This is a genomic window from Paenibacillus phyllosphaerae (genome assembly GCF_014192105.1).
Taxonomy (GTDB): domain Bacteria; phylum Bacillota; class Bacilli; order Paenibacillales; family Paenibacillaceae; genus Paenibacillus_Z; species Paenibacillus_Z phyllosphaerae.
This window is the reverse complement of sequence record NZ_JACHXK010000003.1, coordinates 81,116-100,442: the sequence shown is the minus strand read 5'-3', so window position 1 is coordinate 100,442 and position 19,327 is coordinate 81,116. Positions and strand designations below refer to the sequence as shown.

General features: G+C 50.0%; 19 protein-coding genes and 2 pseudogenes. 4 read left to right on the top strand and 17 right to left on the bottom strand.

The window, feature by feature from the left end; translation table 11 throughout:
• Positions 1-98 precede the first annotated feature (98 nt).
• The 9 genes from FHS18_RS08185 to FHS18_RS08145 all read right to left on the bottom strand — a co-directional run bounded on the left by FHS18_RS08185 (position 99) and on the right by FHS18_RS08145 (position 10,200).
• Positions 99-1,016 carry a carbohydrate ABC transporter permease gene (locus tag FHS18_RS08185; RefSeq protein WP_183598895.1) on the bottom strand — a complete coding sequence of 306 codons (918 nt, stop codon included), beginning with the start codon at positions 1,014-1,016 and terminating at the stop codon, positions 99-101.
• Positions 1,017-1,034: 18 nt separating this feature from the next.
• Entirely contained in the window at positions 1,035-1,967 is a 933-nt protein-coding gene (locus FHS18_RS08180; RefSeq protein WP_183598893.1) for an ABC transporter permease, read from the bottom strand.
• Positions 1,968-2,051: 84 nt separating this feature from the next.
• Entirely contained in the window at positions 2,052-3,572 is a 1,521-nt protein-coding gene (locus FHS18_RS08175; protein WP_183598891.1) for an ABC transporter substrate-binding protein, read from the bottom strand.
• A gap of 188 nt (positions 3,573-3,760) precedes the next feature.
• A complete protein-coding gene (locus FHS18_RS08170) occupies positions 3,761-5,284 on the bottom strand; it encodes a response regulator transcription factor (protein ID WP_183598889.1) in 1,524 nt (507 codons plus the stop codon).
• A 4-nt stretch (positions 5,285-5,288) separates the two neighbouring features.
• Positions 5,289-7,097, bottom strand: a complete 1,809-nt coding sequence (locus tag FHS18_RS08165) for a sensor histidine kinase (protein WP_183598887.1) — start codon at positions 7,095-7,097, stop codon at positions 5,289-5,291.
• A 200-nt stretch (positions 7,098-7,297) separates the two neighbouring features.
• Positions 7,298-7,777 carry an SRPBCC domain-containing protein gene (locus tag FHS18_RS08160; RefSeq protein WP_183598885.1) on the bottom strand — a complete coding sequence of 160 codons (480 nt, stop codon included), beginning with the start codon at positions 7,775-7,777 and terminating at the stop codon, positions 7,298-7,300.
• Between the two features lie 21 nt (positions 7,778-7,798).
• Positions 7,799-8,380, bottom strand: a complete 582-nt coding sequence (locus FHS18_RS08155; protein ID WP_183598883.1) for a TetR/AcrR family transcriptional regulator — start codon at positions 8,378-8,380, stop codon at positions 7,799-7,801.
• Positions 8,381-9,131: 751 nt separating this feature from the next.
• A complete protein-coding gene (locus FHS18_RS08150) occupies positions 9,132-9,509 on the bottom strand; it encodes an Ig-like domain-containing domain (protein WP_183598881.1) in 378 nt (125 codons plus the stop codon).
• Positions 9,510-9,672: 163 nt separating this feature from the next.
• Positions 9,673-10,200 carry a pentapeptide repeat-containing protein gene (locus FHS18_RS08145; RefSeq protein ID WP_246427536.1) on the bottom strand — a complete coding sequence of 176 codons (528 nt, stop codon included), beginning with the start codon at positions 10,198-10,200 and terminating at the stop codon, positions 9,673-9,675.
• Positions 10,201-10,813: 613 nt separating this feature from the next.
• Here FHS18_RS08145 and FHS18_RS35350 point away from each other — a divergent pair.
• Positions 10,814-10,975 (top strand): annotated as a pseudogene (locus tag FHS18_RS35350) (hypothetical protein); the annotation flags it as partial.
• Here FHS18_RS35350 and FHS18_RS08135 read toward each other — a convergent pair.
• Positions 10,941-11,405 carry a hypothetical protein gene (locus tag FHS18_RS08135; RefSeq protein ID WP_183598877.1) on the bottom strand — a complete coding sequence of 155 codons (465 nt, stop codon included), beginning with the start codon at positions 11,403-11,405 and terminating at the stop codon, positions 10,941-10,943. The pseudogene FHS18_RS35350 and the gene FHS18_RS08135 overlap by 35 nt on opposite strands.
• Positions 11,406-11,425: 20 nt before the next feature.
• Complete coding sequence (locus FHS18_RS08130) at positions 11,426-12,151, bottom strand: hypothetical protein (protein WP_183598875.1); 726 nt, start codon at positions 12,149-12,151, stop codon at positions 11,426-11,428.
• A 158-nt stretch (positions 12,152-12,309) separates the two neighbouring features.
• Between FHS18_RS08130 and FHS18_RS08125 the strand changes: the two genes are divergently transcribed.
• A complete protein-coding gene (locus FHS18_RS08125) occupies positions 12,310-13,317 on the top strand; it encodes a DUF3231 family protein (protein ID WP_183598873.1) in 1,008 nt (335 codons plus the stop codon).
• Positions 13,318-13,471: 154 nt separating this feature from the next.
• Here FHS18_RS08125 and FHS18_RS34860 read toward each other — a convergent pair whose 3' ends face one another.
• Both FHS18_RS34860 and FHS18_RS08115 read right to left on the bottom strand, forming a co-directional pair.
• On the bottom strand, positions 13,472-13,636 hold the full coding sequence (locus tag FHS18_RS34860) for a DoxX family protein (protein WP_343060485.1): 165 nt from the start codon (positions 13,634-13,636) through the stop codon (positions 13,472-13,474).
• Between the two features lie 192 nt (positions 13,637-13,828).
• Positions 13,829-14,080, bottom strand: coding sequence for a hypothetical protein (locus tag FHS18_RS08115; RefSeq protein WP_183598871.1), 252 nt, complete (start codon positions 14,078-14,080; stop codon positions 13,829-13,831).
• 77 nt (positions 14,081-14,157) lie between these two features.
• Between FHS18_RS08115 and FHS18_RS08110 the strand changes: the two genes are divergently transcribed.
• Entirely contained in the window at positions 14,158-14,553 is a 396-nt protein-coding gene (locus FHS18_RS08110) for a MerR family transcriptional regulator (protein WP_183598869.1), read from the top strand.
• A pseudogene (locus tag FHS18_RS08105) lies at positions 14,547-14,657 on the top strand (YnfA family protein); the annotation flags it as partial. The gene FHS18_RS08110 and the pseudogene FHS18_RS08105, both read left to right, overlap by 7 nt.
• Positions 14,658-14,743: 86 nt before the next feature.
• On the opposite strand, the gene FHS18_RS08100 reads toward FHS18_RS08105, so the two are convergent.
• The 4 genes from FHS18_RS08100 to FHS18_RS08085 are packed head-to-tail and all read right to left on the bottom strand — an operon-like array spanning position 14,744 to position 19,099.
• A complete protein-coding gene (locus FHS18_RS08100; protein WP_183598864.1) occupies positions 14,744-16,012 on the bottom strand; it encodes a GerAB/ArcD/ProY family transporter in 1,269 nt (422 codons plus the stop codon).
• A complete protein-coding gene (locus tag FHS18_RS08095; RefSeq protein ID WP_183598862.1) occupies positions 16,009-16,251 on the bottom strand; it encodes a hypothetical protein in 243 nt (80 codons plus the stop codon). The genes FHS18_RS08100 and FHS18_RS08095 overlap by 4 nt, the downstream gene beginning before the upstream one ends.
• An 8-nt stretch (positions 16,252-16,259) precedes the next feature.
• Complete coding sequence (locus FHS18_RS08090) at positions 16,260-17,498, bottom strand: Ger(x)C family spore germination protein (RefSeq protein WP_183598860.1); 1,239 nt, start codon at positions 17,496-17,498, stop codon at positions 16,260-16,262.
• Complete coding sequence (locus FHS18_RS08085; protein WP_183598858.1) at positions 17,495-19,099, bottom strand: spore germination protein; 1,605 nt, start codon at positions 19,097-19,099, stop codon at positions 17,495-17,497. Before FHS18_RS08085 ends, FHS18_RS08090 begins: the two co-directional genes overlap by 4 nt.
• Positions 19,100-19,327 lie beyond the last annotated feature (228 nt).

Here is a 19,327-nt window from a genome sequence, read left to right as displayed (position 1 = left end):
TTACGCCATTACCGGCATAAGTGAGGGCTTCCGTCAGTTTGTCAGTATCCGAAGTCCAGCGATCGGCTTCGGATACTCATATGTTCATAAGCTATGCCTTACTCCTTGACCGCACCTACCGTCAGCCCTTGGACAAAATAGCGCTGGAAGAACGGATACGCCAGCACGATCGGTCCCGTAGCGAGCACTACCATCGCCATGCGCGACGTTTCCTGCGGCATCTCGGTCAATATTGTCGTGCTGATGGATGAGTTGGACGCATTCTGCATCAGGAACTGCATGCTCGATTCGATGCGCATCAGCATCGATTGCAGCGGGACGAGCTTCGGATTCTCGATATAGAGCAACGCATTGAACCAGTCATTCCAGTAGGCAAGCGCGCTGAATAGCCCGATCGTCGCAAGACCTGGCAGCGCAAGGGGCAGCACCAGCCGGAACAGCGTCTGGAATTCGCCCGCTCCGTCGATCTTCCCGGACTCGATGACGGCATCGGGAATCATCGTGACGAAGAAGGTGCGCATGATCAGGATGAAGAACGCGTTGACCGCCATCGGCCAGATGAGCGCGCCTATCGAGTCTTGCAGATGGAGCAGCTGCGTCACCACGATGTAGGTCGGCACCATGCCGCCGTTAAACAGCATCGTGAAGACGGCGAAGAAGCTGAAAAATTTGCGGTAGGCGAAGCTTCTGCGGGAGATCGCATACGCGTACAACGTGTTGAACACGAGACTGATCAGCGTGCCGACGACGGTAATGAAGATCGTGACGCCATAAGCGCGCAGCAGCGATTCGCCTGTCTTGAAGATATACCGGTACGCATCCAGACTCCATGCTTCCGGGACGATTTTGTAACCGTTCCTCGCCAGAACCATCTCATCCGTGAACGAGATGATGACGACGAACAGGAACGGAAACACGCATACGATTGAGACCAGCATCGCTGCCATATTGAGAACTACGTTGACGGGGCGCGATACCTGTTGGAAGTTTCTTTTTCTCACTCTGCTAGTAGCCAATTGGATATCCCCCTTCCATCAAAATAGTGCGTTGTCTTTGTTGATTTTGCGAACGATATAATTCGAGGTAATGACGAGGACGAAGCCGACGAAGGACTGGTACAAGCCCGCTGCGGTGCTCATGCCGAACTCGCCCGACGTCTTGAGGCCCCGATAGACGTACGTATCGATGACGTTGGTAGTCGAATATAAGAGGCCGGAATCCCGTGGAACCTGGTAGAACAAGCCGAAATCGGCGTAAAAAATCCTTCCGACCGCAAGCAGGGTCAGAATCGTCATCAAGGAGGTCAGCTGCGGCAGCGTAATATGGACGATCTGTTTCCATTTGCCTGCGCCGTCGATCATGGCTGCTTCATAGAGCGAGCCGTCAATCCCCATGATGGCGGCCAGATACATGATGCTGTTATAGCCGACGAATTTCCAGAGATAGATGAAGACCAGAATGAACGGCCAGTATTTCGGCTCCGCGTACCAGTTGAGCGCGTCCAAGCCGAACCAGCTCGTTAATTGATTGAGCAGCCCCTTGGAGGTGCTTAAGAAGCTGAAGACAAAATATCCGACGATGACCCATGACAGAAAATACGGCATGAACATAGCAGTCTGGTACGTCTTGGACATGCGGCGGTTGCGAATCTCAACGAGCAGCACGGCAAGCGCGACAGCAAGCACCAGCCCGAGCACGATGAACGCCAAGTTGTAGAGCACCGTGTTCCGCGTAATGATGAGCGCGTCGCTTGTCTGGAATAGGAATTCAAAGTTTCGCAAGCCTACCCATTTGCTGTTCCAGATGCTGGACAGAAATCCGTTCGAATCGTAGCGGTATTCGACGAACGCGATGACGGACCCCGCCATCGGCAAATAAGAGAACAGCACGAACCAAATGGCGGCCGGCAGCACCATGAGCAGCAGCATTTTATTTTGCCGGAATCGTTTGAACGAACGAGAGAGCATCGTACATTTCTCCTTCCTGATCCAATAGAAGAGGCCGGACGCATAGGATCCGGCCCCCTTTTTCTTTACATGAGCTGTAAGCTGTTATTTGGAGGCGCGCCATGCATCAAGCTGCTTCTGCGCTTCCGCAATGATTTTGTCCAGACCAGCCGCATTGAACTTCTCGATCGCCTTCGGCAGATATTCGTCCGGGTCGACCGTGCCAGTCATAAGCGCCGCCCAGAATTCGCCCTTCACGTTCTGGATGGCAGCCAGTTCGTTCGTTACGCTGGAAGCGTCGAAATTGAAGCCGAGCGTAGGCGCAGGCTTGCCGGCGCCGTTGAACGATTTGTATTCATCCCACTTGTTGTCCGGGTCGCCAGGGTTCAAGAAGGTCAACATGACATTGCCTAGCGAGAACGTCGGCATGTCATAGTTCTTGGAATCCGGCAAGTTCTCCATCCGGTTGTCGCCCGCCATCTTGTAGTGCGTGCCTTCGATGCCGGAGTCGATCATATTGCGCAGCACCGGATCGGTGTTGACGAGATTGAGGAATTTCATCGCTTCTTCCGGATGCTTGGAGTTCGCGGATATTGCCTGCATCGAACCCATGACCGACCAGTTGAAGACGACGGATTCGCTCGCTGGCGTCGACACGACCGGATAGCCGAGGCTGGCCGACCATTGGTTGTCCGCGAACGGCGTCGTCGCGGCACGGTCGATGAACCATTTGCCGGCTTTCTGCACATCGTCCAGCGACGTGATCGTCGCCGCTTCCGGCGAAACATAGCCCGCTTTGTAATAAGCGCGCATCGTCTTGAGCGCCTGCTTCATCTCCGGCGTATCCAGAATGTTGACGACCTTGTAGACCGTCGTATCCAGCTTGACCGCCATCGGCAGGTTGGAGATGAGATAGTCGTATGGCACGACCGGCATATAATCTTTATTCAGCGCGAACGGCACGACGTCCGGCTCTTGTTCTTTGATCGTCTTGAGCAGCGGTTCAAGGCTTTCGAGGGAGAATACGTTGGATGTATCCAGCCCATGCTTATCGACGAGCGTTTTGTTGAAGCGCCATACTTCAAGCGCGGGAAGCTCCTTGTTCGCCGGAATGCCGTAGTTGTGGCCTTCGACTTTGGAGCCTTCCAGGAAGGCGGGATCCAGCACGCCCTGGATGCCTTGACCCTCGGACTTCAGCAGATCATCGATCGCGAGGAAAGCGCCCTTTCTTGCATTCTGAACATAATCGAACGCCCAGGAGGAGGTGAACAAGATGTCCATCGGCGTGCCGGAGGCGGTGAGCACCTTCATTTTGTCGCTGTAGTCGCCCCAATCGAGCTGCGTCATTTTGACCGTCACGCCGATTTTGTCCGCCGTATATTTGCTGACTTCGGCCATGACTTTATCCGTATCTTTCTGCGGGGTTCCGATCGTGTACCAGATCAATTCCACGGGCTCGTTCTTCGTCTCTGCCGCCGGCGCATTCGCGTTCGACGATTCTTCGGCCGGCGCCGGCTGATTCGAAGCGTTGTTGGCATTGTTGTTGCTGCTACAGCCGCTAAGCGCCAATGTGCCGCCCAGCATCGCCGTCAGTCCTACCGCGAGCATTCTTTTGTTCTTGAACATCTCTTTTCCCCTCCAACTAATGAATCGTCCTTGCCTATTTCCACGATAACCCATGAAAGCATTTTCAAATAGAAAAGAAACTGTACATTACCTGTTCAAATTAAACCAGGCGAATCGTCTGGTTACGGTTTGACCATGCCCATTCAAAAAAACACTTCCGTCCTCGGGATCGGAAGTGTGGATGAACGTTATTGACGCGCCTTGTAGTCATTCGGCGTCACGCCGACGATTTTTTTGAACTGCTTGTAGAAGTAGCTTGGTTCCAGATACCCGACCTGTGCCGAAACCTCGTGCACCTTGAGCGGAGAGTGCCGCAGCATCTCCTTCGCCTTCTCGACCCGGACCTTATTGAGATATTCGGTGAACGCCTCTCCTGTTTCCCGTTGGAACAACCGCCCTAGATAGGCAGGATGGACATGGAATTTATGACCCAGCGTCTTCAGCGACAAATTGTCGGCATAATGCTGCTCCAGATGCCGCACGACCAGCTTCACGACGGGGCTGCGATCGGCTTCCTCCAACTCGCCGATGATCACGATTACGGCTTCTTTGACCGCCGCCAGCAAGTCGTCGATCCGCTTGGACTGCGACACCTTACGGAACAGCCAGGCGTGCATCTCGGCCGATGCCGGATCGCTCTGGTTGAACTTCTGGATTTCCATTTTCATCCGGACGATCATCTCGATGGCCATGTCGCGCAGCTTCTGCAGATCCATATTGGCGCCCGCGAGCAGCTTATGGAAGTCCTGTTCAATGCGACCCAGCAGCGTGTCGACTTCCTTCGTCAGGAGGAGCGACCGGTAATCTTCCCACGTGATCTCCACCTTAACGGCCTGCGCGGAATCAACGGACAAGAACAGCTTATAGCGGGCAATGCCGTTATCGTCCATCAGCATAAAATATTCCTGGGCTTTGCGCGCATTCTCGTAGCTTAACCGCTGTCCTCCGCCGGTGGGCTCTACTGTGCCCAGGGAGATTCGGTACATGTCGGATCCATGCCGCAGCATCAAATCGCGAATCGCTTCTTCCGCCAGCCGCGTGCACGCTTCGGGGCGATCGCCCAGGAAGACGATGACCAAGTCGCCTTCCATATCGCGGAAGCACGGTGCCGCGAGATTGGCGTGGATCTCTTGTCTGAGCTTGCCCAGCTGCTCGTCGTCAGACGGACTCAGCCGGATGATTCCCGCGAGCGCATAAGCGCCTTCCGGTCTCATCCCGAGCATATTCACCCGCTCGCCGAACGCTTCTTCGCTGATCTGGTCGGTCATCCAACGGTAGAAAATATTATCTTGGAGAATATGCTTCTCCTCGTCCGTGAAACTCAGATGCGACCGGCTCGCGTTAATCTTCTCGGTCGTATTCTTCAGCGTGGCGTAGAGCTCCTCGAAATTGATCGGCTTGAGCAAGTAATTCTCGATGCCGAGCGTCAGCCCTTGCTTCACGTAATCGAATTCGTTATACCCGCTCAGAATGATCGTCTTCAGATCGGGCATAAGGTCGCGCGATGCCCGGATCAGCTCCAGACCGTTCATCTGCGGCATCGTAATATCGGTAATCAGAATATCCACATTCAGCTGTTGCAGCTGGCTCAGCGCTAGCTGCCCGTTCGAAGCTCTGCCGCATACCTCGAGCCCGAACGCTCCCCAATCCACGCCGTCGGTCAAGCCTTCCAGAATGAACGGCTCATCATCCACTAGAAAAACGCGATACATCGCTCTATTCCCTCCCATTCACGGCCGGCGACCATACCGTCACCGTCGTCCCGTTGCCCGGGTCACTGTCGATCTCGAGCCCGTATTGTTTGCCGTACATCAGATGCAGCCGTTCGACTACGCTGCGCAGCCCGAACGAGGGGGCCTCATCGGAAGAATCGGCGAGATGCAGCCTGTTCCGGATGGCCTCGAGCCGATCCCGCGGAATGCCCTGCCCGTTATCCTTCACGATGACCCGGATCGAATCGTCGACCAGCGATGCCCGAATCTCCACCTTGTTATCGTCACGTTCGCTTTGGAGTCCATGGACGATCACGTTTTCGACGATCGGCTGCAGCGACATTTTGGCCACGTGCAGATGCGCAAGGCCCGGGTCTATGTCGATCTCATAGGTGAAACGATCCTTGTAACGGATCCGGAACAACTCCAGGTACTTGCGGCAATTGTCGATCTCTTCCTTGAAGGTGACGACGGACTGCTGCTGGACAAAGCTGCGGAACAGTCCCGCGAGACTGTAGATCATGTCGCTCACATCGTGCGCGCCGAGCGACAGCGCGCGCATCCGGATGACTTCCAGCGTATTGTACAGGAAATGCGGATGGACCCTCGCCTGCAGCGCGGCCAGTTCAGCTTGTTTTTGTTTGATCTCGGACTTGTATTCGCGGTCAATGTAACGGGACAGCTCGTCCATCATGTCGTTGAAACCGCGCGATATTTGGCCCAGCTCGTCTTCCTTCTCTTCCTTGATGCGGACGGTCATATCCCCGGTCTCGACCCTGCGCATGAGACGAATGATCCGCTTCACCCGTTTGGCAAAATTCACGACGAATAGGGTAGGCGCGATAATGGCGATCAATAGGCAGATGGTGCTGATCAGCAAGATCAGCCGGATCAAATAAGCGGTCTTGGCGGCCATTTCGCTTCGGGGCGTAATGCCGACGATACGATAACCGAGCTTATCGGAGGTGAGCGTATTCAAGTACGAGTCGGCGGCGGCAATCTCGCCGTAGCTCGCATCGCCTTGGGAATCGTCGTACGGATAGCGTTTGCCATAATGCCGGCCTGACGAATCGAACAGGACATCGCCCTCCGGCGTCAGCACGAGAATGTAGCCCGGCATGGAATCGGCATAGTCCGCCAGCGAATTGTAAGCGCCTTCCGAATTGAAGAGCACGAGCATCTGCCCGACCAATTGGTACGTCATCATATCGTTGATCACATTATGGACCGCGAACATCGGACTATCGCTCTGCCCGATCGATTTGAGGACCCAGTCGTTCGCTTTGGTCACCGGCTCGTTCTGCAGCAGCATGGCATCCGGTACGTATGAATAGGCGGCGTTCGTATCGACCATCCGGATCTGTTTATGCTGGTCGATCATGTACAGGAACTGCCCGTCTGTGCTGTAGAGAATAATGTCTTTAATGTCCGGATCGTCTTCGATGAGGTTCAGGAAGTATTCCAGTCCCTTCTTCGAACCGTTCGTGCTGGCGAGGTACTTGTCCAGCCGGTACGCAATATAATCCTCGTAAGAGTTCTTCAGCAGGAAGCTCACATTATCCGAGAGTTCCTGGTCACGGTAAACGTCTTGCATCATGCGCTGCACGGCATCGTATTTGTCCTCGAAATAATTGTCGATGCTGCTCATCGCATTCAGCTGGATCTCCATATGGCTCTGAATAACCGATCGCGATAGGAAGAAGTAAGCGAAGTAGGACAAGGTCACGATCGTCAACACCGCGATCGAAGCGTAGACGAGAATGAGCTTGATGAACCAATTGTTCTTAATATAATTGCGATATGCTCTGCGCAAGCCACCCCGCCTCTCTTAAGGGACAAGGAAATTGTTCCCTTACCATCCAGTCAGCGATCAACACGACAAGCGTATCACTACTGATTCGGAGAAGACAAGCGGAAACTGGTTCGGCTGCGGGGGCGAGCAGTGCGCAATAATAAGCCCCCGATCGAGCCGTTGTGGCTGATCGAGGGCTGGTGAAATAGGATTGATTTAGTTCATCGCGATTCCTCTCCTCGGTCGGCCACGATCGTCTGCTGCTGGATCGTATTCAACACGTCCTCCCAATGCTGCTTCATCTGCTCGCGCGTACTTGCGTGATCCAGATTCTCTTGATGAAAACTGATCGTAGTCCGGTCCGGATCGTTCCCGAGCAGCCGGATCTGAACCGTGGAAGGTTTCGCCCATTCCTTCTTGCCCCATCTTAACCGCAATTGTTCGAGAGGTTTAACGACTCGGAACTCACCTGTGATTCCTTCGGATGAAGCGAAGCGAGCACCTTGCGCGAAGGCAACTTCCGCCACCTCTCCAAGCCATATGCGCACGCCTTCGGATGACGTAAGGAAGGACCAAGCCTGCTCCTTAGAGATGGGAAGCGTCCTGCGCACCCCAATCTGGTAACCTGCCGATGCGGTCTTCCCCACCACTTTACCATCAGACACCAATGTACTTCCCCCTCCATCAGATAGTTCGTACATACTAACACGCCAACGAAAAATTTAAGGGGTTAGCCCCCTTACGAATAACTCGATGCTCGACGCCATAATTCGCGCCGCCGTCTCTTCGGTCATGGCTGCGCCGCCTCCGTAGAGCTGGGAGATGAACGCACCGTAATTCATCCACATGAACGTCATCGCCTGCGCCTGTGGATCCTTTGCGATCAGCTTATTCTGTTCCAGCATCTGTGAAAAATAGTTCGTTAACAGCTCGAACAGCGCCTGCGGATGCTTCTGCGCCTTCTCCCGAATGCCTGTCAGCTCGTTATCCCCAAGCACGATCAGGAACAGCTTGCGGTTCCGGTTCATAATGTCATGATACATGCCGCTAATGAGGAGCAGATCCGCCCTCAGATCCCAGATCAGCTGATCCTGGAATAGCTGGGTCATCTCCACGGCATAGTGGTAATGCTCTACCGCTTGCTCCAATAGATTCATTTTGCTGCCGAAGTTGCGGAACAAGGTCATCTCGGTCACGCCTGCCGCTGCCGCGATTTCTTTGGTCGATACGCCTTTATACCCTTTCTCCGCCATGAGATCTATGGCCGCAAGCATCAGCTTGCTCTTGGTGTTCGCCTTCTGCATACGCTACCTCAATCAATATAGTTAGTGATAACTATCATTATGAGTTTACAATATCAGGTTAACTTATCGCTGTCAATCGCACCCAATAGTACAACGACAAGAAAATAGCCTCATTAGCGACAAGAAAATACCCATATTTCATGCATTTGTACCACAATGACCAACAAATAAAAAGAGTACAGCGTTGATGCAATTGAAATCAACAACAAGTAGAGGAACATGTATGGTAAGCGGAATAGACGTATTTTAAAAGAAAAAAATGCTCATTTAAGACATGAGCACTTCACAATGCATTAAATAGTTACAACTACAACCGAATATGCGCCGTTGTATGACGCCTACGATAAGGGCATATCGGGCTTAAAGATCGGCGATCCTGAAAAAGCGGTGCAATTCATCATTTCCGTCATAAACAGTAATAATCCACCGCTTCGTTTGCCAGTCGGCTCCCAAGCAGCGTATACCATTCGTCAGGCTTATACCAAACGGCTTGAAGAGGTTAATGCGTGGGTGGAGCGAGCGGCTGAAGCGGATTAATGAGGTAGACGCAGGCTATGCCGATTACACATTTCGTGTTTAGTTCGGTATTTTACTATCCCGTCCACTTTCTGCTTTGTCTCACTCTCCCCCGAATTGGAAGTATATTGCCCTAGCCCTATCTTAATGAAAATGGAGCAGCAAACTCACAGGTCAACTGCTCGTTGAACTAACGTCTCCACCGTTAGTTCAATGATTTTTATAATGCTAGCATCTATTTCTCCGTTGTAAAAGAAAATTTATGTTTCTTTTGGCCTGCTATTACAGTCACTAATACTGTCTTACCTTGTTTAAACTCCGTCTCCGGCTTAAATGCCACTCCATGGCCACTAGCCCAACTTCCTCCAGGGATATATTCATTCGGCTCATCTTTATATCGTACAATTATGGCTACGTTATTGTTCCGAACTTCTTTCCATTGAGCCGAGACCTTTATGTCTCTTGAAACACTGGTAGACTTATCCTGGGGGTAGGTCTTTTCTATCCACTGACCTGATGGATACACGGTTCTTTGCAGCCAGAAAAAGCTAACCAAAATAAGAAATACTAAGACAACACCAAGCATTCTTTTGTATCCAAGCAGTATGTTCAAGTTAAAATACTCCTCACAGGATATGAACTAATGTCTCCGTTAGCTCATCAACGAGGCTGCCGTTTCATGACGCCAACTTTGTCCTGATGTTTATTGAGCTATAGTATTCATTAGCGAAGTAAATAAAAACGGCTGCCTAAGTAACCATCTTGTCACTTGTCCTTTAATTGTTCTTGATTAAATCCGAAATCAAGATACCGTTTATTTTCAATCCAGTAATGTCGCAATCAGTTATCTCAACATTTGATAAATCACAATTTCTTAATTGCCCTTTTGATAGGTTACAGTTTTGAAAACTAACTGGTTTATATTTTTCTTCAGGATTGAAGTTTCCGTCTCCCTCCATAGGAAGAACCACATTATGAAATTCCGTTCCAAATAGATGGACATGGTCAATAACAGCATGACTAAAGTTAGCATGCTGAATACCTACACCCGACAAGTTTGCATTCGAGATTTTAATTCCACCCATATTAACATCATTCAAAGACATTTGACTCATGTTTACGTTATTAATTTTCGTCTTTGCCAAGCTGACATTATCAATATCAAGCTCCTCGGCTCTGACCTCCCGCCACTTAGACCCTGATATGTCTGCCTTTTGCAAATCCAAAGGTTCTACCTTTAAGCTCATTGTCATATCTCCCTTCGAAATAATAAATTGATCTGCATGTGTAACTTCAACAGGCATTCATTATTCCCTTTATTATCCACTTAACTAATCTCCCCTATAGCTTAGCGACAAAAAGAGCAGCTGCCGCGGCGGAAACTGCTCCTGGATCGTTTGGCTAACGTTCTTACGTTAGTTAAATGATGCATTACCTATTGTTTTAGGGACTTCCAATTGAGATATCGCCGAAGAACCTCATCTGTAGTCAAGTTGTATTTCTCACCTATTACAGAGAAGGCTCTAAGGAGCTCGTATAATTCTTTATGTTTCTCACCACTCCCTAATGATTCTACTGCCTTTATACAATCCAAGATCATCAGCTCGATAACAACAACCATCCCCTAACCAGCATTTTATAGACCATTTTATGTTAACCCCACGAGGGAAAACACGGTCATTGACTAGTAGCAGACAAGCCCCGTTTCTAAATGGAACAGGGAACAGCACCGTGGCGGTCTGCTCCCTGTTTTGGTTGAACTATGGTTCCCAGTAGAATTTCAGTTACGGGTTTAGGTCCCACCCGTTTGTTTCTTCATAAACCACAGATAAAAAATATGGGACAAGTAAAAGGTAATTAAAAGTGTGACCCAAGTTAGAAAGCAGTCCCAAGTGATGTAGATAGGAATGCAGAAATGACATAATTGCCTACTCTCTCAATAGCTTGTCTCCTCAATACGCACCGTCTGAAGAAAGCCGGGGCTTCATTTATGAGCGATTTAGCACCCCTGATACGAGAAGATGGATTAACAAGCGAATTACAATTAAGCTCCAGAAAAACCTTTGTTCATATCAGTAATAGAAAGAGCACTGTATTCGCTCAAGATTGAACGAATGATATTGCTTTCTTGCTGACTCTCATATCTAATAATAATTATTACATCAAAACGCTCTGAACGGTTAAGCTCTAATTGTTTACGTTTCTGAACCACTTTTTGAAGAATCAAGCCAGTACACGCCCCGCCTGCCAGTCCAATCATTCCCCATATTATTGGCCCCCAGTATAATATAAAACCGTAAATTACACCGAGAAGCATGGTTATCGAAGATAAACACGAAACAAAAAACAAATTTAATCCCTCATGATTATAGGGATGATTGATCTTTACAGGGTACATTTCTTTATCCAGTGGTATCGCCAAGATCCTTTGGTTAGGAATGACCCCTTCAAGGTCTTGTAAAGCAAGCTCCAAGCTCAAGGAATGTCCGAAAACTGAAACAATGTACATTTGTTTTGCCTCCATAGAAGTTATAACAAGGGAAAACTTGTGTTCTGGTACTTATCCTTTAGAAAACGAGTCTGCTCCATCTGGAAAAGTCGATTGCTTTCAATGACCCGACTCCAGCAATCATCCACCGCGAACAAGTAAAGAGATGGCAAATATAAAACCCAATTCCAATGGATTACATTAGTTGCTTCTTCAAAATGACCTGTTGCCGTGAAATATACACTTGGCAGAGCTTTCGATTGATAAATAACAACAATAAACCAAGCCAGAAGGTAAACACCTTGTATAATATTTCTTGAGATAAGATGTCCCAAACCTGGTGTAAAAAGCGACCAAACTACAGCAACCCAAGGATTAAGATAATTTAAATAGTTTATTTCAGCCATGTCGAGACGGAAGGCTTCGATCGGAGCTTTATTCTTTGAAGCTAAAGCGGCAAATTGATTAATTTCCGTTGCTAATCGAACAAAAAGCCATTGAAGATCGAGTATATCCTTTACCATCTGAAATTGACCAACCATGGAATATTCGATTGCTTCATTAATTCCCGATTGTAAATTAACAGTAAACTCAAAAATAAATAGAAGAAAACCTTTTATCGATTTTCCAATCATTATATGTCCTGCTCCAGGCATTGCAGCTGACCACCACATGGGTTGATAAGGATTGCGAATGACCAAGCTGTTCGTATTATAAGGTGACATTGACATTCTAGGACGACGAGGTCCTCTATATATATGATCCATGAAATCACCCTCCAACGTATAAGGGTAACATAACCAATTTAGAAAGCTTCATACTGCATACTGATCAAGCTATATCTTTTTTTTGATCATTCAAACGTATAGATTAGGGGTTTGGTGATACAGTAATTAGATACCACATGACTAGGGGGGGAAATGACTTGGCCCAAACAGAACACAACATAAGATTGACCTCAGCCGAAATGGCTAATTTATGGACCTCGTATATCAGCGATTCAAGCTTCAACTGCGTTTTTAAACATTTTCTCACCAAAGTCGAAGATAAAGAAATCCGCCCTATACTTGAATATGGGTTAAAGTTAACAGAAAAACACCTCTCAACATTGAAACAAATTCTTCATCATGAAGACTTCCCGATTCCACATGGATTTACAGAAGAAGACGTTACACCCGATGCTCCACGACTGTTTTCAGATAGTTTTTTTTTGCATTATCTTAGTAGCATGGGGAGGAGCGGCTTATTATTTAATGCTGTAGCAATATCGACTGCCGCTCGCTCAGACGTATTTGATTTCTACAATGAGTGTCTTGCTTCATCAGCAGAAGTATTAAAAAAATCCAGAGAGGTTCTACTTTCCAAAGGGTTGTTTATTCGACCACCTTATATTCCTATACCTAAAGAGGTTGAATTTATTCAATCGAGTGATAAGTTCTTTGGAGGATTTTTTATAGACAAGCGGCCTTTAACTGCAATGGAGATTTCCCATCTGAACATAAACATTCAAACAAATTCGATTGGAAAAGCCCTTATCATGGGATATAGCCAGGTTGCAAAGACAGATGAGATCCGTAAGTATTTCCTTAGAGGCAAGGAAATCTCAAAAAAGCATATCGAGATATTTAGTTCTATATTAACTAAAGAAGATCTCCCTGCTCCGATGACTTGGGATGGAGATGTCATGGAATCTAAAGTAGCGCCATTTTCAGAGAAGTTAATGATGTATCAAGTTGTTGCATTATGTGCGGCTGGTCTTGGAAACTATGGATCAGCCATTGCTTCAAGTCCAAGGCATGATCTTGCTACTAATTATGGACGGTTATCCGCGGAGATTGGGAAGTATGGCGAGGAAGGAGCAAGAATTATTATTTCAAATAATTGGATGGAACAACCTCCCATTGCTATTGACCGTAAGGCATTAACTACATAATAGGCTGCTATAGAAAGAATCAGCTGAGGTCAGGACTTTTATCAATCCTGACCTCTTTGATTATTGAACGAAGACTAAGGACCATTAGAAGTATCCTTTAGCCACACATGCAGCGCAGGCTCCGCACCGCAGATGATGAAATGGGTTAGCGAATTTAAGCCCATTCCTTAAGGCGTGGAAATCGTAGTATGACAATGGCAATTGCGCCGAGGATTCTCCCAATCCCCAAAAACGTAAGCAAGTAGACCGGATATCCGAGATGGATCATTTCCTCAATTTGATGCTCTCCCTTGGCGAGAAGAGCAATCCACCCATAAATAAAAGCCCAGCACCTAAAAAAGTGGTAATCCAGTATATCGTATTTCTATTGGCTTGAATGACCTTTTGCAGGAATATCTTTGCTTCCTCGGGATATCCGTTTTCAAGCTCTCCTCAAATGCTTTTGTACTCCATGCGCTGTTCCTTCGTAAAAACGCCGTGGCAGCTAACTATTGGTATTTCATTTTCCATGTTATGCTCCTTTCGTTTTGCAAGAAATGCAGCCGCAACCTGTTGTCATGCAAGATGATCCGGTTGTTTTTCGTCTTTGATACATCACGATCCCAGCTATCACAAATAGAAGCGCGATACCCGCAATGACAAACGGATTCAAAAAGAAAGAGGATACTCCTAAAACTGCCAGACCTCCAATCAGCGGCAACGCACAGCACAAAGCGCATGCCCCTAATAGTCCAAGACCGGCAAGCCAACTCCCCTTTTTCATTTACATCACCCTCCAAGTAAGATTATAATTTCAATCATAAAACTTAAAGCTAACTTTAAGTCAAGGGAGTTGTTGTTATGGCTGGACTTAGCATTGGTAAGCTCGCGGAAAAAGCAGAAATAAACGCATCGACGCTGCGTTACTATGAATCCGTTGGATTGCTTCCTGATCCGGAACGCCAAAATGGACAACGTCGATATGACGAGGGTGTGTTAGATCGCATCAATTTTATTAAAGTCGCACAGCAAACGGGTTTTAGCATTCAGGAAATTACTATTTTGCTAGAAGGTTTTGAACCAGGAGATTCACTATCGGATCGGTGGGAACAGATGGCAAAGCAAAAACGCGCCGAACTCGAAGCGCGAAAGAAACAGCTAAATTCGATGATACAGATTCTAGACAGCGGCTTAAGCTGCAAATGCCTTACTTGGTCGGAATGCAAAGATAAAATCGAAAAGGAAGGCTCGTGTTAGGGGGATGGCTTGTCGATAAGAAAACGCCCGATATTTACGACTGGGTAGGAGTTGCTATTTGTATACTCTGCGTTTCCGTCATGTTATGGGCTCCGAGAGGGTAATACTTCCAACAGTTTATTCCTTGTAACAATATCTTGTCGTCGTACCCCAATAAAAAAGCCTTAGCTAATTAATGCCAAGGCGTCTCTCAAGATTTTTCGACCTGAACGGTCGACATACTTTCTTTGCGCTCACTTCCATTCCGCTGTTCCGGAGCTGTAACACGCTGCTCGGAATTGGCTTCACTGCTTGTTCCTCCGCGCTCCTGCTCGGGCTGTTGGGTATCCTTCATGCCCTTCCCGGAAGGAGTCCCTTGCTTGCGGAACACCGCGGCAGCGAGCAATAGCATCGGCATGAGCAAACCTAGCACGCAGCCGAAGACGGGCCATATCGCGAAAGCAAATAGGTTGGTGTGTGCCGTATTGCGGTAGATGACTAGCGACAGCGGCACAATGATGAACGCGAGCGGCAGAATGAGCGGCCTATACGTGCTGAATCTCAGCAACTGCGCCGTGGTCAGGCACAGGACGTAGAAGCAGATCATGGCTTTGGTGAATACCGTGCTGATCCAGATCATCGCGACCGTAATCTCGACCCGCTCCAATACCTCCCCGATCTGAATCTCCTTGGCCATGTCGTAGACCGCGAAAGGACTGCGCAGCGTCAGATCGGCGCCGAGTACCAGCAGGAGCAGAAGCGCAATCGACAATCCGGAGATGCCGATCACCACGGAGGACATCCACATCGCTCGCTTCAGCTTGCCAAGGTCTTCAGACCGTACGCAAGAAAACAGCATCATGACATAGACATACTCGGCGAGCGGGAAACCGGTTATCGGATATAACCCTTTGATCGTCGGTATCCACCCATCGGCAAGCACGGGCAGCAGATTCGAGACTTGCATTTTATTCGTTAATAGCGCGAACACCGCACCGAAGACAAGGAATACCCATACGAACAAGATTTCACTGGACCGGCCCATCACCTCTATGCCAAGCGCAACGCCATACATGACGATCAGCATGAACGCGATATGAATGAACCATCTTGGCGTCTCCGGCAGTACGCTCGTGCCGACGAAGTCTCCCATATTGCGGAATACGGCGGCCGTGAGGACCAGGAAGAAAAATAAATACAGCACGGTGTATACCATGCCGGCCGCCCTTCCAAGGATCTGCTGTGTATAAGACACGAGCGATTGACCCGGAAAGCGCTTCGCAAGCTCCAATGGGGCATATAGAAACATAAAATTGAGCCCAACCGCCATAATCATCGTGATCCACGAATCCTGCTTGGCGATTACCGTCACCATGGTCGGCAGGATTAGCGCCGCGCTGCCTAGCGTGAACATGATATGCAGCTTGCCCATTTGACCCGTCGTGATGCTGCCGTTCATCATCTGCTGATTCTGCGTCATACTTGGATCCCCAGCCAGTCGACAATCGGCTTGTAGACCGGATGGAAAACGAAGCTGATCAGATCGACCGGATTCGGGATGGGCATGCGAAGCGAATAACCAATCGCGTACACGGCGCCAATAGCCAAAATCCCGACCGACCACAGACCTTCCGCAGACCGGCCGCTACTCCGTCGATTCTTCCACGTCAGCACGCCGATGACCAGCGCAACGAGGCCGATAATTGCCGCTTTCAGCATCCCATCCCTCATTTCACAATCGATTTCGCACGCAAGCCCGCGCCGGTCACGTCAATCTCGATCTCCATACGGTGCGGCGTTTGCGGAAAATAGGATACCCAATCGTCCTGCAGCTTCTTCCACGTTTTCGCTTGGTCTTTATAAATGACGGTCGACCAACCCAGCGCATCCGACTTGAATTTCTGCTGAAGCTTGTTGATCGTCTGTTCGATCTCCTGCCGAACCGCCTGCTCGGTCAAGCGGCTCACATCCTTAAAGGTCTGCTCGTTCATCACGTTAACGTCCGGGCAGTTGATCTCCGAGATGCTCCCTTGCGCATGCAGATCGATGACGATCTCGGGCAGTTCTTTGCCGGCTTTCTTGCGGGCATGTATCCGTACGCGGTTGCTCAGAATTTCGACGATGAGATTACCAGGCGTATCGGCCGCAGGGCAGCCGACCTTGACGATCGTGTTCTTGAACTTCCCGTACATCCAACTGAGCCCGCGCGACTCTTTCGGAGTCATGTAGCCGATCAGCTTCCCGTCCCTCAGAATGCCCATCGTCGTAAGCCTTGGCACCACATCGGGCTTAATCTTATCCACGTTGCCGCGGTCATTGCCGGCATCGGCTTCCCCGCTAAGCGTAATGGCGGGTATGGCGGATTGCTTCCAATTATGGACCGCATCCCGGATCACGTCCTGGGCGGTCACTTCGTACACTTGCGACCAAGCACTCTCATTCGTGTTCACCGCATACCGGATTTGCTGCACCGGAATTTGCTCCATCATCGTCGTCGTCTCGAGCAGCTTCTCCGCGCGACCGCCTTTGGCGATCAACAGCAGGATCCCCGTCCGTACCTCCGGATTCCGATCGATCAGGTCGAGCAGCGGCCAGATCCCTTTACGTGCCGCCTGCTCGCCGATAATCAGCAACTGGGTATGGGAGAAATATAACCTTCTCGATGTCATGGCGGTCATCTTCCGCAGCGCCTCGAACAAGGTATCTCCCGTTTCCGTGAACGTCGTCACGGGCTGGCCTTGTCCCCCGCCGATGCCGCCGGTCACATTCTGCGGGAGCACGACCTGCACCGTCACCTTGTATTTATGTTTGCCGCTCAAGTCGTCATCCACGGCGACGGCGAATACGATACCCATCCGGTCCAAAAAACGGATATCCCAGCAGCCTGCCAGCAGCGGAGCCAACATCGTCAGCACAAGAAGGACGAGGACCGCGCGCGCTTTCCTGCTTACCTTTCTCCCGCTCATCTAGACTTGTTCCTGCCCTGGCTCTCGTCCGGGTCGGTGGATTCCCTTACGGGATTCCGATGCCCGAGCACCTGCGGCCGCTCATGCATCCGCCACAGCGGCACGCGCATGAACGTATCCTTCAAGTCTTGCCAGAAGAACGGAGCGAACGGCTTCAAGTAAGGGATACCGAACGATTTTAAGCTGGAGAGATGGAGAATGAGGAACAGGACGATAAGCGCAACCCCGAAGAATCCAAGCGATGCCGCAGCGATGAGCAGCAGGAATCGGAGGAGACGGGCCGCGATGGCCAAATTGTAGGCGGGCGATACGAAACTCGAGATGGCCGTCAGCGATACGATAATAACGACGGCGGGCGATACGAACCCGGCCTCCACGACCGACTGTCCGATGACCAAGCCCCCGACGATCGAGATCGTATTGCCGACCGCGCTGGGCATGCGAACGACGGCCTCCCGCAGCACCTCGAACACCACTTCCATAAGGAAAGCTTCCACGAACGCAGGCAGCGGCACCCCTTCGCGCTGCGCCGCCAGCTTCAGCAATAGCGGCGTCGGAATCATCTCTTGGTGATACCCGATAATCGCGACGTAGATCGACGGCAGCGTAAGTGCGATCAGAAAGGAGACGAAGCGCAGCATCCGCAGAAAACTCGCGATATCGTAGCGTTGGTAATAGTCCTCCGCCGCTTGGAAGAACACATTGAGGACCGCGGGAACAAGCAGCACGAACGGCGTCCCGTCCACAAGGATCGCCACGCGTCCCTCCAGCAGCCCGGCTGCAATGACATCCGGTCGTTCATTGTGATGGATGGTAGGGAACGGCGTATATTTCTGGTCCGAGATCAGCTCTTCGATATAACCGGACTCGAGCACCCCATCGATCGAGATCGCCTTCAGCCTCGTCCGCACTTCTTGAACGATCGACTCATCGGCCAACCCCTGGATGTACATGATTCCAATCGGGGTCTGGGTGATCTCCCCGAGCGTCAGCTGCTCGAGCCACAGCTTCGGACTGCGGATTTTGCGCCGGATCAGCGAGGTGTTCGTCCGTATCGATTCGGTGAACCCTTCTCGCGGTCCCCGAATGACGAGGTTGGTCGAAGGCTCCGTCACGTCGCGCTTGGGACCCCCGATGACGCCGGCAGCTATGACTTGCCCTAAGCCTTCCACGAATAGGAGCACGCTGCCGATCAAGAGCGATTGATACGCTTCCTTCCAATAAGCGATATTCTCTATGTTGCCGACATGGATGAGCTCCTTCTTCAGTTCCTCCACGGTCTGGTCCGCGTGTAGTGAAGGCGGCGTCAAGACGGCCAATTGCAGCGGCGCGAGGATATGGTCATTCATCCGCAAGTCGTCGATTAACCCTTGAATATAGATTACGGCCGCGGGAATGGGATTCGCTTCCCCGATTGCCAGTTCGCGAATGATGAGATCCGCGCTTTCGCCCAGTTCACCCTTTATGCGTTCCAACGCTTGCTGGAGGGAAACATCAATCGGAAGTCCTTCATACGGCTGCATATGCGGTTTCGTCGCTTCGTCGCGGCGATTCTGCTTATTGTTCGCGGCTTTTTTCCTTGGAAGAACGATGTCGATCATTCCTTCAGGTGCTAGGATTTGGGAATAGGATGGCTTTTCCAGTCGGGAAATATGCAGTGAGGGGTTGAAACGAGCTCAGCTAGGGCTTGAAGGTTCAAATGCACAAACTCGAATAAACCTTGCTTATCCTGAACCGTTCTGTTCATGAGAAGCAAGGTTCTTCAATTAAACCTCTAGCGATGATACTGCCGTGGTCGATTACGGAACGATTCTCATAGGTTTATTAGC